Here is a 13,803-nt window from a genome sequence, read left to right as displayed (position 1 = left end):
ATGCGGTAAACTGCGGCCTTTCGATCGTCGTCCGAAGTCCGTTATGTGGAGTGAAATCAGCAACATCGGCGATGCCGCGCTGACCTTGCCGATCGCGCTGACCTGCGCGGCATGGTTCGCGCTCACCGACTGGCGCCTCGCCGTCCGGTGGGGCGTGCTGCTCGCCGCCGGCATGGGCCTCGTCGGCGCCACCAAGATCCTGTATGCCGGGTGCGGCATCGAGCTGCCGCAATTCGATTTCCGCGTGATCAGCGGCCATACGATGCTGTCGACGTCCGTGTGGACCGTCGCGCTGTCGATGCTCTGGCAGGCGTTCCGGCCGGGCAAGGCGCCCGGCATCGCGGCCGGGCTGGCCGTCGGCGCGATCACGGCCGTCGCGCGCGTGTTCGATCATTCGCATACCGTGCCGGAGGTAATTGTCGGCTGGATGCTCGGCGCGCTGGTCGCGCTGGTGTTCCTGCGCGGCTACGACAGCGCGCGTCAGCGTGCCTTCTCGCCGCGCGTCGCGGCCGCCTGCCTGCTGCTCGTGTCGGGCATCGCGTACGGGCACCGTGCGCCGTTCCAGCAGATGATCGACACCCATTCGCCGCAACTCTGCGCGTTCGTGCGCGCGCCGTCGGGCGACGGATTCTGACGCTAGCCGGTCGCGGCGCCCCGGCGCCGCCTTCTTGCCGCCGGCATTCGCCCGGCGGTTGCACGATTTCACACCGCTCATCTTCCCGAGTGCTTTCGCGTCCGCGCGGAACGCCGCGCTTCGTCATTGCCTGAATCAACGATCCGCCCGGTCTGCATGATCCGCGCGTGCCACCGGCCCGCGCCTGTGCGCCGACACGCTAAGGTCATGAACAAAGTCTATGACCGGGCATAACGATTATTCATTTCATCGATTGGCGGCATTCGCGTACGCTGGCTGTCGTTCAACCGGGGCAGGCTGCCCGGCGCGTCCGGCACGCGTCAGGTTCATGTCGATATACTCGCGGAAACCGTGCGGCGCCTCGTGATGTCGAGGTACGGTCGACCGGCCCGCGTCGGCCGGAACAGGCACGGCCCACCCGTCGCGGCAGCGTTCCGCGACGACGATTCACGATAGGAGCAGGTCACATGACAGTCGTTTCTTCGCGCCTTGCCGGCAAGTGCGCATACATCACGGGCGCCGCGGGCGGCCTCGGCCGCGCGATCGCGCGCCGGATGGTCGAGCAGGGCGCGCGCGTGTTCGTGACCGACATCGCCGACGCGGCGGTGCTCGACGCGTTCGCGCAGGAACTCAACGCGGGCCATGCGACGCCGGTCGCGTTCGCCGCGACGCAGGACGTACGCGACGAAGCGCGCTGGCAGGCGCTGCTCGCGCAGGCGGTCGACGCGATGGGCGGGCTGTCGGTGCTCGTCAACAACGCGGGCGTCGGCTCGATCGGCTCGCCCGCGCAGATCGAGCTGGACGAATGGCGGCGCGTGATGGCGATCAACGTCGAGAGCATCGTGCTCGGCTGCAAGCACGCGCTGTCGTATCTGGCCGAGAGCCATCCCGCGTCGATCATCAACATCTCGTCGGTCGCCGCGTTCAAGGTCGAGCCGGATTTCACCGCGTACAACGCGTCGAAGGCGGCGGTCGCGTCGCTGACGAAGTCGGTCGCGATCGACTGCGCGCGCCGCGAGATCGACGTGCGCTGCAACTCGATTCACCCGGCGTTCATCCGCACGGGGATCGTCGAGCCGCTGTTCCAGTCGCTCGGCGAACGCGACGCGACGCGCAAGCTCGCGCGCGGCATTCCGCTGCGCCGGCTCGGCGAGCCCGACGACGTCGCGCACGCGGCCGTCTATCTCGCGTCCGACGAGAGCCGCTTCGTGACGGCCGCCGAACTCGTGATCGACGGCGGCATGTGCGCGGTCTGACGCGCATCCCGAACTACTACGACCGGAGGAGAACATCGTGTCCACACCCGTGAACCGCCAACTGCTGCTGAAGACGCGCCCGGAAGGGCGGGTCGGCCGCGAACACTTTTCGCTCGTCGAGACGCCGGTGCCGGCGCTCGCGGACGGCGAGGTGCTCGTGCGCGTGCTGTATCTGTCGATGGACCCGACCAACCGCGTGTGGATGAGCGACGTGCCGCAGTACCTGCCGCCCGTCGCGATCGGCGAGGTGATGCGCGCGCTCGGCATCGGGCGCGTGGTGGCGTCGCGCAACGCGGGGTTCGCGGAAGGCGATCTCGTGCAGGGGCTCGTCGGCTGGCAGGATTACGCGGTCGTGCCGGCCGACCAGGCCGCGCAGCTCGTGAAGCTTCCCGCGGCGTCGGGCCTGCCGCTGCCGACGCTGCTCGGCGCGTGCGGGATGAGCGGGCTGACCGCGTACTACGGGCTGACGGATATCGCGCCGGTGCAGCCGGGCGAGACGCTCGTGGTATCGGCGGCGGCCGGCTCGGTCGGCTCGATCGCCGGGCAGATCGGCAAGATCCACGGCGCACGCGTGGTCGGCATCGCGGGCGGCGCGGACAAGTGCCGCTACCTGACCGAGACGCTCGGCTTCGACGCGGCCGTCGACTACAAGGCCGACGATTTCCGTCAGCAACTGAAGGCGGCGACACCGGACGGCGTGCACGTGAACTTCGAAAATGTCGGCGGCGAGGTGATGCGCGCGGTGCTGTCGCGAATGGTGATCGGCGGCCGCGTCGCGCTGTGCGGCGTGATCTCGAACTACAACAGCGGGCGCGCGGCAGACGACGTCGGCGTGCTGATCTCGAAGCGGCTGACGATGCGCGGCTTCCTGATCCTCGACTATCGCAAGAGCCGTGAAGCCGTGCAGACGCTCGCGGGCTGGCTGCGCGACGGCCGGCTCAAGGCCGAGGAGACGGTTGCGGACGGTCTCGAGAATGCGCCCGACGTGCTGAATCGCCTGTTCGACGGCGACCATCGCGGCAAGCTCGTGCTGCGCGTCGATCCCGGCGCGTGACCGGCCCACCGCGCAGCGTGCGATGCCGTTCGTACGCTGCCGCGAGCGGGTGCCGAACGCGGTGCGTTCGAACGACCGAGCTTTAGTTTCGGACTAGTCCCATATCTTGTCCGGACGTCTCTCCCTAAAGTGATTGCCAGCAGACAGGCGGCGTGACCGACGCGTCACGCCGCCTTTTTTTCTGGTCACGGCAGAGGAGAGGGAGCATGCGAAACGACGCGAAGCGGGCGGCATCGGTGGCGATGCACAATCGAACGGTGCGGTGTGCCGGTGCCGTACGGCAGATCGCAATCGGGCTTGGCGTGGCGTTCGCGATGTCGAATGCGGTGGCGGCCGGGCATGCCGCGTCGGACGGCATCGTACGGTTCACGGGGGCGCTCGTCGATCTCTACGACGTGACGCTCGACGCACCGTCGGGCGAGGTGGTCGAAGGACGAGCGGTGGCGAACGGCGGGGCGGCGGCAACACTGCGATTCGATGCCCATGGCCGGCGTTTGCCGGGCGCCCAGGTGGCGCTGATCGGGCCCGACGGTGCGCCGTTCTCGCCCGATGTCGCTTCGCGCGTGCGTGCAACGTGGCGCGATGCGCACGACGATCGAAGCGTGCCGCTGGTATCGGGCCGCACGTATCGCGTGGGTCAGTATGGCGGCGTGATGTTGCTGGCGGCGGATGAAGCAACGGGCGCCGAGGCGCCCGTCGTGATCCGCATTCGCCATCCGTGACGGCGCGTGCCGGCAGGTGCGTGGCACGCGGCCACGCGATGCGTCATTCGCCCTGTTCGGATCGTGCGTAGATGTCCCAGCTCGCCATGAACAGCGCGGCGACGAGCGGCCCGATCACGAAGCCGTTGATGCCGAACAGCGCCATCCCGCCGAGCGTCGAGATCAGCACGACCCAGTCGGGCATCTTCGTGTCCTTGCCGACGAGGATCGGGCGCAGCAGGTTGTCGACGAGGCCGATCACGCCCACGCAGAATGCGACGAGGATCACGCACTTCCAGACCGCGCCGATCATCACGAAGTAAAGCGCGGCCGGCACCCAGACGAGGCTCGCGCCGATCGCGGGCAGCAGCGACAGGAACGCCATCAGCGCGCCCCACAGCACCACGCCCTCGATCCCGAGGATCCAGAAGATCAGGCCGCCGAGCGCGCCCTGCACGAGCGCGACCGCGATGTTGCCCTTCACCGTTGCGCGCACGACGGTCGTGAACTTCGCGAGCAGCAGGTTCTTGTGCTCCTCGTCGAGCGGCAGCGCGCGGCGCACGCGGCGGCCGATCTCGCCGCCGTCGCGCAGCAGGAAGAACACCATGTACAGCATCACGCCGAAGCTCACGACGAACTGGAACGTGTTCTGGCCGATGCTGAGCGCCTGGGTGGCCGCGAACTGGCTGATTTGCGCGGCGCCGTCGGTCAGCTTCTTCTGGATGCCCGGGATGTTGGTCAGCCCGTATTTCTGCAGCAGGTTCTGGATCGACGTCGGCAGCGCGTGAATGATGTCGTGGAAATACTGCGAATAGTTCGGCTGGGCGTCCTTGAGCTCCTGGTACACGTACGCGATTTCCTGCACGAGCGTCGCGGCGACGAACACGAGCGGCAGGATCACGATCAGGACGATCAGCGACAGCGTCACGAGCGCGGCCAGGTTGCGCCGCTTGCCGAAGCGTGCGGCGAGCCAGCGCTGCACGGGCTGGAACAGGATCGCGAGAATGGTGCCCCAGAACACGGCTCCGGAAAACGGCGCGAGGATCCAGCAGAGCCCGACGGTGACCGCGGCCAGCAGGAAATAGAAGAATTTTTGGTGGTCGTGTCCGCTTTCCATGGATGACGTTCGCGCAGATTGATGCGTGGTTTGATTGAATCTCGTTGCCCCGCGCGCGATCGGTTCTCGATCGTCACGGGTTCGCGGCGAAATGCGACGCAGGGCGGCCCGAAGCGGAGTATGCCCGCAAAGGCGCCGCCATCATAGCCGCTGCGCGCGGCCCATGCGAAAACGCCGCGGCCGGGGCCGCGGCGCTGCCGGGAAGCAAACGCGGCGCGATGCCGCGTGCCGCATCGTCAGATGTTGAGCTTCGTGACCTTGGTGCCGTTCACCGACAGGTCGCCCATCAGGCCCGCGTTGGTCAGGATCAGTACCTCGACCGGGGCGGTGGCGGTGTTGGAGTCGACCGCGCCGTTCGCGCCGACCTTCACGACCGCGACCGACGCGTCGGCGCCCGCGGCCCAGCCTTCGGACTTGCGGAACGAGTCGAGCGCATCCTGCGTCATGAACAGGAACACGATCGCCTTCGACTGCGCGCCGGCCTGCAGGCCGACCGACAGCGACGACGTGTTGTAGTAGCCAACCGTGCTGCCGCCGACGCGCAGCGCGCCGTTGCCCGACTGGCCGCCGACGATGAAGCCGGCCTGCAGCACGTTCGGGAACACGAGCACGCCGCGCGATTTCGCGACGAGTTCACGCGAACCCGGCACCGTCGAATAGAGGCGCGACAGCGTCGCGTTGACGCTGGCGTCGATCGACTGGCGCTTCGACGCGCTGGCCGCGGCGCCTTCCGGTTTGTCCGGGGTGGTCGTGCAACCGGCGAGCGCGAGGCTGCCGAGCAGGACGGCGGCGGCGGCTTTCATGGCAAAGGTCTTCTGCATGGCGTTTCTCCTTCGTTTGTCTGATTGAGGACGGACGGGGCGGGCGCGTGGCGGCCGGCTCCGCTCAACGGCGGGCAAGGAGCAGGCCCGCAACGAACGCGAGGCCGGCGACGACGCCGGCGGTTTGCCACGGGTTGTCTTGCACGACCTGCGACACGCGTTCGGCCGAATCGCGCAGCCGGGCGGCCGCGCTGCCCGACGCATGGTCGAGTGCGCCGCGCGCTTCATCCAGCTTGGATTGCACGCGCTTGCGCAGCGCGGCGATATCGCCGTCGCCGTCGTTTTTCAGCAGATCTTCCAGTTCGTCGACCAGCCCGCGCAGATCGTCGGTGACGTCGTCATGCAGGTCGCGGGCGGCCGAGCGCGTCGTGCGTCCCACGCGCCGGCCCGTGCGACGAATGTCGGACAGGCCGCGGTCCAGCTTGTGTTCGATCGAGTCAGTGAGCGCCATGGTGTTTATCCTCCTTCGATTCAAGGCAAATTTGAAGATAAGACGAATCCCAGCAACCTGTGTGATTCACTTGGCCCGATTTTGTTTCGAGACAAATTTTCAATTCGTCGGCAGGATTGCCGCGAAGCCCCGCCGCACGGGGCTGCGCGGCGATTGAAAAAAATTCGCATTCCGGGCGAAGCGGCGTATCGGGCTGCGGTACGCGGTGAAGGCCCGGTAAATATCGCGTCACCGGGGCCATCAGGTAAATAGTGCCGTTGCAGGCCTTGTGCTGATGCAAATGCACTAATCAACCGTTGGTCGAGAAGCATGGTTCGTGCCCGGGGTGGCTGACGTGCGGCCATCGCCAAGCGCGACGTCGATCACGACGGGATCGTGATCCGATGACCGGTACGCGTCGGGTGCGTAATAAATCGACCGTTGCGCGGCCGTTTTGTAATCAGGCAACGGTTGCAGGGCGACCGGCTCGTCGGCGTTGATGTGCCAGACGTGCACGGCCCTCACGCGCGCGGCGAGCGCCGGCGTGGCCAGCGCGTGGTCGAGGCTGCCCGCTTCGCCGCGAAATACGTAGCTGTACGCAGCATCGCCGACGAAGCGGGCCACCAGGTTCGCGTAGCCGCGCGACTCGAGCGCGCGCACCGGATCTTCCTTCGCGTAGCTGTTCAGGTCGCCGATCAGCAGGACGCCATCGGCCGTGGCACCGGTCGGCGACGCGGCGAGCCAGTCGGCGATGCGCGCGGCGGCCCGCGTGCGCGCCGCATTCCAGCAGCCCTGGCCGTCCGACTGGTCACGATCGGCGCCGGTCGCGTTCGGGCAGTTCTTCGATTTCAGGTGATTGACCGCGACCGTGAAGGCGCGCGTGCCGCCGGCGCGCCGGAATGTCTGCGCGAGCGGCGGGCGGTGCCGGCCGCCGAGTGAGACGGTCGCGGCGCGCCCGGCCGGCTCGACCGTGCGGCTGTCGTACAGCAGCGCGACTGCGATCGCATCGCGGCCGAGACGCGCGGTGCCGGGCTCGACCGCACGCCAGCCGTCGCCAAGTTGCGCGGCGAGACGGCGTACGGCGCTTGTTTCACCGTGGCCGTTGTTCGCGATTTCCATCAGCCCGATCACGTCGGCACGCAGCGCGCGCAACGCCGCGACGATCTTCGCCTCCTGTCGCGCGAACGCGGCAGGCGTTTTCGCACCGCGGTTGGCCGGGGCATCGAAACCGCCGCCACGCCCGTCGCCGTTGAAATAGTTGAATACGTTGAACGACACGATGCGCACGTCGGCATCGGGGTGCCGGGGCGGCGCCTCGGTGCGCGGGTTCGCGGCGGCATCGAACACCGGCGCCGCGCCGGCGACCGGTTGGAGCCGCCACGCGCCGTAGCGCAGTTCGAGCACGCCTTCGACGCCGCGTACCGTGTAGCCCGCGCGCAGCGTGTTCGCGGCGCTCAGCGCGGGCGGCGGATAGCGCACGGTCGCGGGATCGCGGCGGGTCGAGCCGTCGTCGAGCACGATGCGGTTGCGTGCGTTGGCGGTCGCGATCGCGGCGGCCTCGGCCGGCGGAGCGACGTGGGTCGGGATGCGCAGCCGGCCGTGGCTGAGGACGACGCTGCCGTAGCGGCCGAGTTCGCGGGTATCGCTGACCGTCAGCGTTTGCGGCAGGCGCACCCGCATGCCTTCAAGCGCGGCCAGCACCGCCGGGGTGGCGACGGGCAGCGTGAGCGTGGCAGGCGTGACCTGTTGCCCGCGGGCGCAGACGGTCACGCCGCCCGACAGCGTGAATTGCGTCCGACCGTAGCGCTCGTCGACGCGGCCCGTGAGATGCACGCGATCGCCGGCCTGCGCTCGCGCGCTCGGCGCGTACACGAACACGCCTTCGGGGACGCCCGGCCGGTGCCGTCGCTGCGCGTCGGCCTGCTGGACGAAGAAGCCGCCGAGGCCGTCGGCGCCGCCGAATGCCGCGGTGACGACCGCTTCGATCGAGGTCGTTTGCCCCGCCAGCGGCGACGGGCCGCTGGCGCCGCGAAGGTCGGCAATCGGCGTGGTTGCGCCGCCGCAGCCGGCGCTGACGGGCGGCGCGGCCGAGGCCGACCGGGCAGGGAGGGCGGCGAGCGTGATGAACGGTGCAACGGCAAGCGGCACAAGCAGGCGTGACATGGGGCGGTCCACAGGAAGAAAATCCGACGGTTCGGGAAGGCATCTTGACGGCAAAATGTCAGGAAGCGGCCGAAATGGCCGTCCGGCCAGTTGCCGATCGGCCGACGATGCAAGCCGCACGGCGGCTGCTACGCTTTTGCATCGGCCGGCGCATCCCGATCGCGCAGCGAACGCTGCCGCGCCCCGTTCCTACAGGAGTCATCCATGTCTTACATGCTGTTGATCGTCGAGCCGACCGAGCAGCGCGCCGAACGCACCCTCGACGAAGGTCAGGCGCTGTACGCGCGGATGGTCGATTTCGCCGAGACGCTGAAGGCGCGCGGCGTGCTGCGCGGCGTCGAGTCGCTGGAGCGCGCCGAGCGCGCGACGCGCGTGCAGGTGCGCGACGGCGAGACGCGGCTGCTCGACGGCCCGTTCGCGGAAGCGAAGGAGATGGTCGGCGGCTTCTTCCTCGTCGACGTCGACACGCGCGAGGAAGCGATCGAGATCGCGCGCCAGTGCCCGGCCGCGCAATGGTGCACGGTCGAGGTGCGGGCGGTCGGTCCGTGCTTCCTGTGAAGGTCGCGACTCGGTGTTTACCCTGGCATGTCGCGGAATATGTCGATCCGGCCGTCTTCCGGCCGTCGTCCGGATAAGGCGCCGATGAACGGGCGCTGCCTTCCACCGACGACAAGGAGTGAACGATGCGATTCATGATCATGATCCGGGCGAACGCCGTCAGCGAATCCGACGCGTTGCCGGACAACCGGCTGGTCGAGGCCATGACCGTCTATCACGAGGAACTGGCCAGGGCCGGCGTGCTGCTCGACGCGAACGGGCTGCGGCCGAGCGCGCGTGGCTGGCGCGTGCGCTACACGGGCGGCAAGGGCACCGTGGTCGACGGCCCGTTCGCCGAAACGAAGGAACTGATTGCCGGCTATACGCTGATCCAGGTGCGTTCGCGCGATGAAGCGCTCGAATGGACGCGCCGGTTCCCCGCGCCGTTCGGCGCCGAGATGGATTGCGAGATCGAGGTGCGGCCGCTGTTCGAGCTCGACGACCTCACGCCGAGCGATGCGGTCGAGCGGTTCCGCGAACTCCACGTCGGCCGCACCGTCGCCTGATTGATTGCCCACCTGAATCCACCCTCACCGGGAGTACCCGACATGCACAAGATGGTCTTCATCAACCTGCCGGTGGCCGACCTGCCGCGCTCGAAGGCGTTCTACCAGGCGCTCGGCTACGAGGTCGTACCGGCCTATACCAACGACCAGGCCGCCTGCATCAAGATCAGCGACACGATCTTCGCGATGCTGCTTGTGCGGCCGTTCTTCCAGACGTTCACCGGCAAAACCATCATCGATCCGGCGACGCAGGTGCAGGTCCTGTCGTGCCTGTCGTGCGACAGCCGCGCCGAGGTCGACGCGATCGTCGCGAAGGCGCTGGCGGCGGGCGGGTCCGCGCCTCAGGCACCGCGCGAGTACCCGAACATGTATGGCCACGGGTTCGACGATCCGGACGGCCATGCATGGGAGCTGATGGCCATGCCGCTGGACGCGTCCGCCGAGGGGCAGGCGTCGTGACGCGTGAGGCGACTCACCGTGCGATCGAAGCGGTCTGGCGGATCGAGGCGCCCAAGATCATCGCGCGCGCGGCGCGCGTGGTGCGCGACGTCGGCGTGGCCGAGGAGCTGGCGCAGGACACGCTCGTCGCGGCGCTCGAGCACTGGCCCGTCGACGGCGTGCCCGACAATCCGGCCGCATGGCTGATGACGGCCGTGAAGCGTCGCGCACTCGATCGGGTCCGGCAGGAGTCGCTCCACGCGGCGAAGCGCGACCAGCTCGGCCACGAGATGGACGCGCTCGAAGCGCATGTCGTCCCCGACATCGCGGAGGCGCTTGCCGACGCGAGCGGCGACGACATCGGCGACGACCTCCTGCGGCTGATCTTCACGTCGTGCCATCCGGTGCTGTCGACCGATGCGCGCGTGGCACTCACGCTGCGGCTGCTCGGCGGGCTGACGACGGGCGAGATCGCGCGCGCGTTCCTGACGCCCGAGCCGACGATCGCGCAGCGGATCGTGCGCGCCAAGCGCACGCTCGCGGCGGCGCACGTGCCGTTCGAGGTGCCGGCGGCCGACGCGCGGCCCGCGCGGCTCGCGTCGGTGCTCGAAGTGATCTATCTCGTGTTCAACGAAGGCCATGCGGCGACCTCGGGCGACGACTGGACGCGCCCGGCGCTGTGCGACGAGGCGTTGCGGCTCGGCCGCGTGCTGGCCGGGCTGGCGCCGGACGAGAGCGAGGTGCTCGGGCTCGTCGCGTTGATGGAGCTGCAGGCGTCGCGCATGCATGCGCGCACCGATGCGCAGGGTCGGCCCGTGCTGTTGCTCGACCAGGATCGCAGCCGCTGGGATCCGCTGTTGATCCGGCGCGGCCTCGCGGCGCTCGAACGCGCGACGAAGCTCGGCGGCGTACGCGGGCCGTATGCGCTGCAGGCCGCGCTGGCAGCCTGCCATGCGCGTGCGCGGCACGCGTCGGATACGGACTGGGCGCAGATCGTCGCGCTGTATGACGCGCTCGCCGAAGTCGCGCCGTCGCCCGTCGTCGAGCTGAATCGTGCGGTGGCCGTCGGGATGGCGTTCGGGCCTGCCGCGGCGCTCGAACTCGTCGACGCGCTGCGCGACGATCCCGCGCTCGCGCGCTATCACTGGCTGCCGAGCGTGCGCGGCGACCTGCTGGCGAAGCTGGGCCGCGCCGACGAGGCGAAGGCCGAATTCCGCCGCGCGGCGGAACTGACGCGCAACGAGCGCGAGCGCGAGTTGCTGCTCAGGCGCGCGACGGACGCGTGACGCACGCGGCACGCGCGAATGCCGAGCACTGCGCACCGAGCGCCGAGCACAGAGCACCCGAACACCCGAACACCCGAACACCCGAACACCCGAACACCCGAACACCCGATCACATCCCCCAGCGCGCCGCCCCCCAAGCACTATCGCCCGGATTGAAAAAGCCTATTGGGGGATGCGAACGCGAGCGCCTAGATTGAAGAGCACGACGCGCGCGCCCCGGCAAGCGCATCGTTCCCCACATACTTGATCGGCCCGGCTCCGCACGCGGCCGCGCCGACTCGAACGGAGGCGCAAATGGCTCAACTCAAGGGCAGCAAAACCGAAGAGAACCTGAAAGCCGCATTCGCGGGCGAATCGCAGGCGAACCGGCGTTATCTGTATTTCGCTTCGAAGGCTGACGTCGAAGGCCAGAACGACGTCGCCGCGCTGTTCCGCTCGACCGCCGAAGGCGAAACCGGCCATGCGCACGGCCATCTCGAATACCTGGAGGCCGTCGGCGATCCGGCAACGGGTTTGCCGTTCGGTTCGTCGCGGCAGAATCTCGAATCGGCGATCGCCGGCGAAACGCACGAATACACCGACATGTATCCGGGCATGGCGAAGGCGGCGCGCGAGGAAGGCTTCGACGAAATCGCGAACTGGTTCGAGACGCTCGCGAAGGCTGAACGCAGCCACGCGAACCGCTATACGAAGGCGCTGGACAGTCTCGTCGACTGACGGGCCGCCGCGGGCCGCACGGCAGGCCGTGCGACCGGCAAGCGGCCGGCTGTTCGTTCATCGCTGCCCGCATCGCGCGGGCGGCGCTGGCGCGCATGCGCGCCACGCTGGATGGAGCGCTCCATGCCCCACAAGGAAGGCAGTCTCGAAGCCCCGACCCGGCATCCGCTCGACTGGCAGTCCGATGCGTTCTACGACCAGGCCGCGATCGATGCGGAAATGACGCGCGTATTCGACATCTGCGCCGGATGCCGGCGCTGCGTGTCGTTGTGCGGCGCGTTTCCGACGCTCTTCGATCTGGTCGACGACACGCCGATGGGCGATCTCGAGGAAGTGCCGAAGGCCGCGTTCGGCAAGGTCGTCGACCAGTGCTACCTGTGCGACCTCTGCTACATGACGAAATGCCCGTACGTGCCGCCGCATGCATGGAACGTCGACTTTCCGCACCTGATGCTGCGCGGCAAGGCCGCGCGCTACAAGCGCGGCGAAGCGACGCTGCGCGACAAGGTGCTGTCGAACACCGACGCGCTGGGCCACTTCGCCGGCATTCCGATCGTCACGCAGGCGGTGAACGCGGTGAACCGCACGCCGCCCGCGCGCCATGCGCTCGAGGCGACGCTCGGCGTCGATCGTCACGCGTGGCTGCCGGAATTCGCGCCGCGCAAGTTCCGGCGCACGGCGAGGCCGTCGGACGGCTTGCCCGTGCGCGACGGCGAACGCACGCCCGGCAAGGTCGCGATCTATGCAACCTGCTACGTGAATTTCAACGAGCCCGGCATCGGCCACGACCTGCTCGCGATCCTCGCGCACAACGACATCCCGTACGAACTCGTCACGCGCGAAGCCTGCTGCGGGATGCCGCTGCTCGAGCAGGGCAATCTCGCCGGCGTGGCCGCGAAGAAGGACGTGAACCTGCCCGTGCTCGAACGCTACGCGCGCGAAGGCTATGCGCTGATCGGTGCGATCCCGAGCTGCGTGCTGATGTACAAGAGCGAGCTGCCGCTGATGTTCCCCGGCGACGAAGCGGTGCGCGCGGTGGCCGACGCATTCTGGGATCCGTTCGAATACGTGATCGCGCGGCATCGCGACGGACTGCTGAAGACCGATTTCAAGACCGGCCTCGGCACCGTGTCGTATCACGTGCCGTGCCATGCGCGCGTGCAGAACATCGGCCGCAAGACGGCCGACGCGCTGTCGCTCGTGCCCGATACGCGGGTGAACGTCGTCGAGCGCTGCTCGGGCCATGCGGGCACGTTCGGCGTGAAGAAGGCATTTCACGCGGACGCGATGCGGATCGGCGGGCCCGTGTTCAAGGCGATGGCCGAGCCGCAGCCGGATGTCGTGTCGTCGGACTGCGCGCTGGCCGGCCATCACATCGTGCAGGGGATCGACGAGAAGGGGCTGCCGTCCGCGCCGCTCGCGCATCCGCTTACGCTGCTGCGCCGCGCGTACGGCATCTGAGCCGCCGCCGGCCGACTCACGAGGACCTCCCATGACGTTGACCCGCGACTCCCTGCTGACGCTCGAAGCGTACGCGAAGATCCGCAAGGCCGAACACGCGCGGCTGGTCGCATACAAGCGCCGCCGCGCGGTGGCGCTCGGCAACCACCTGCGCTTCCTGTTCGAGGACGAGACGACGATCCGCTACCAGATCCAGGAGATGCTGCACATCGAGAAGATCTTCGACCAGGCCGGCATCGAAGGGGAGCTGGACGCGTATCTGCCGCTCGTGCCCGACGGCACGAACCTGAAGGCGACGATGCAGATCGAGTACGAGCACGAGATCGAACGGCGCGCGGCGCTCGCGCGGCTGATCGGGGTCGAGGATCGCGTGTACCTGCAGGTCGACGGGCACGCGCGCGTCTACGCGATCGCCGACGAGGATCTCGACCGCGATACCGCCGAGAAGACGTCGGCCGTGCACTTCGTGCGCTTCGAGCTCGACGCGCCGATGCGCGCGGCGCTCAAGGGCGGGGCGGCGCTGTCGATCGGTTGCGATCACCCGGCGTACACGATGCCGCCGCAGCGCGTGGACGCGGACGTGACCGCGTCGCTGGCCGTCGATCTGCGCTGACGCGTCCGC

The 13,803-nt window shown here is 68.6% G+C and carries 16 protein-coding genes; 11 read left to right on the top strand and 5 right to left on the bottom strand.

Annotation, left to right across the window (positions count from 1 at the left end):
* Positions 1-43 precede the first annotated feature (43 nt).
* The 4 genes from LGM56_RS08750 to LGM56_RS08735 all read left to right on the top strand — a co-directional run bounded on the left by LGM56_RS08750 (position 44) and on the right by LGM56_RS08735 (position 3,666).
* Entirely contained in the window at positions 44-634 is a 591-nt protein-coding gene (locus tag LGM56_RS08750; protein ID WP_089497447.1) for a phosphatase PAP2 family protein, read from the top strand.
* Positions 635-1,101: 467 nt separating this feature from the next.
* Positions 1,102-1,890, top strand: a complete 789-nt coding sequence (locus tag LGM56_RS08745) for an SDR family oxidoreductase (RefSeq protein WP_059521513.1) — start codon at positions 1,102-1,104, stop codon at positions 1,888-1,890.
* 37 nt (positions 1,891-1,927) lie between these two features.
* The gene (locus LGM56_RS08740; RefSeq protein WP_089432337.1) at positions 1,928-2,944 is read left to right on the top strand and encodes an NADP-dependent oxidoreductase; all 1,017 of its coding nucleotides are present in this window, start codon (positions 1,928-1,930) and stop codon (positions 2,942-2,944) included.
* Positions 2,945-3,150: 206 nt separating this feature from the next.
* On the top strand, positions 3,151-3,666 hold the full coding sequence (locus LGM56_RS08735) for a thioesterase (protein WP_226204163.1): 516 nt from the start codon (positions 3,151-3,153) through the stop codon (positions 3,664-3,666).
* 43 nt (positions 3,667-3,709) lie between these two features.
* On the opposite strand, the gene LGM56_RS08730 is transcribed toward LGM56_RS08735, so the two are convergent.
* The 5 genes from LGM56_RS08730 to LGM56_RS08710 all read right to left on the bottom strand — a co-directional run bounded on the left by LGM56_RS08730 (position 3,710) and on the right by LGM56_RS08710 (position 8,176).
* Positions 3,710-4,762 carry an AI-2E family transporter gene (locus LGM56_RS08730; RefSeq protein ID WP_226204161.1) on the bottom strand — a complete coding sequence of 351 codons (1,053 nt, stop codon included), beginning with the start codon at positions 4,760-4,762 and terminating at the stop codon, positions 3,710-3,712.
* Positions 4,763-4,998: 236 nt separating this feature from the next.
* Entirely contained in the window at positions 4,999-5,583 is a 585-nt protein-coding gene (locus LGM56_RS08725) for a YSC84-related protein (RefSeq protein WP_089497445.1), read from the bottom strand.
* A gap of 64 nt (positions 5,584-5,647) precedes the next feature.
* Positions 5,648-6,034: a DUF883 family protein gene (locus LGM56_RS08720; protein ID WP_089428053.1), complete on the bottom strand. Its 387-nt coding sequence runs from the start codon at positions 6,032-6,034 to the stop codon at positions 5,648-5,650.
* Positions 6,021-6,314, bottom strand: coding sequence for a hypothetical protein (locus tag LGM56_RS08715; protein WP_144023118.1), 294 nt, complete (start codon positions 6,312-6,314; stop codon positions 6,021-6,023). The genes LGM56_RS08720 and LGM56_RS08715 overlap by 14 nt, the downstream gene beginning before the upstream one ends.
* A gap of 5 nt (positions 6,315-6,319) precedes the next feature.
* Complete coding sequence (locus LGM56_RS08710; protein ID WP_089497444.1) at positions 6,320-8,176, bottom strand: ExeM/NucH family extracellular endonuclease; 1,857 nt, start codon at positions 8,174-8,176, stop codon at positions 6,320-6,322.
* A gap of 204 nt (positions 8,177-8,380) precedes the next feature.
* Between LGM56_RS08710 and LGM56_RS08705 the strand changes: the two genes are divergently transcribed.
* The 7 genes from LGM56_RS08705 to LGM56_RS08675 all read left to right on the top strand — a co-directional run bounded on the left by LGM56_RS08705 (position 8,381) and on the right by LGM56_RS08675 (position 13,794).
* Positions 8,381-8,734, top strand: coding sequence for a YciI family protein (locus LGM56_RS08705; RefSeq protein WP_226204158.1), 354 nt, complete (start codon positions 8,381-8,383; stop codon positions 8,732-8,734).
* 125 nt (positions 8,735-8,859) lie between these two features.
* Positions 8,860-9,279, top strand: coding sequence for a YciI family protein (locus tag LGM56_RS08700; RefSeq protein WP_089497442.1), 420 nt, complete (start codon positions 8,860-8,862; stop codon positions 9,277-9,279).
* A 42-nt stretch (positions 9,280-9,321) separates the two neighbouring features.
* Positions 9,322-9,738, top strand: coding sequence for a VOC family protein (locus LGM56_RS08695; protein WP_089428049.1), 417 nt, complete (start codon positions 9,322-9,324; stop codon positions 9,736-9,738).
* Positions 9,735-11,003: an RNA polymerase sigma factor gene (locus tag LGM56_RS08690; protein ID WP_226204155.1), complete on the top strand. Its 1,269-nt coding sequence runs from the start codon at positions 9,735-9,737 to the stop codon at positions 11,001-11,003. The genes LGM56_RS08695 and LGM56_RS08690 overlap by 4 nt, the downstream gene beginning before the upstream one ends.
* Positions 11,004-11,297: 294 nt before the next feature.
* Positions 11,298-11,720, top strand: coding sequence for a rubrerythrin family protein (locus LGM56_RS08685; protein WP_089428047.1), 423 nt, complete (start codon positions 11,298-11,300; stop codon positions 11,718-11,720).
* A 123-nt stretch (positions 11,721-11,843) separates the two neighbouring features.
* Positions 11,844-13,181, top strand: a complete 1,338-nt coding sequence (locus LGM56_RS08680) for a heterodisulfide reductase-related iron-sulfur binding cluster (RefSeq protein ID WP_226204153.1) — start codon at positions 11,844-11,846, stop codon at positions 13,179-13,181.
* A gap of 31 nt (positions 13,182-13,212) precedes the next feature.
* Complete coding sequence (locus LGM56_RS08675) at positions 13,213-13,794, top strand: DUF3501 family protein (protein ID WP_226204149.1); 582 nt, start codon at positions 13,213-13,215, stop codon at positions 13,792-13,794.
* Positions 13,795-13,803 lie beyond the last annotated feature (9 nt).

Source organism: Burkholderia sp. AU38729, from assembly GCF_020419725.1.
Lineage (GTDB): Bacteria > Pseudomonadota > Gammaproteobacteria > Burkholderiales > Burkholderiaceae > Burkholderia.
Note: the sequence above shows the minus strand (reverse complement) of the source record. Positions and strands in the feature narration are given on the sequence as shown.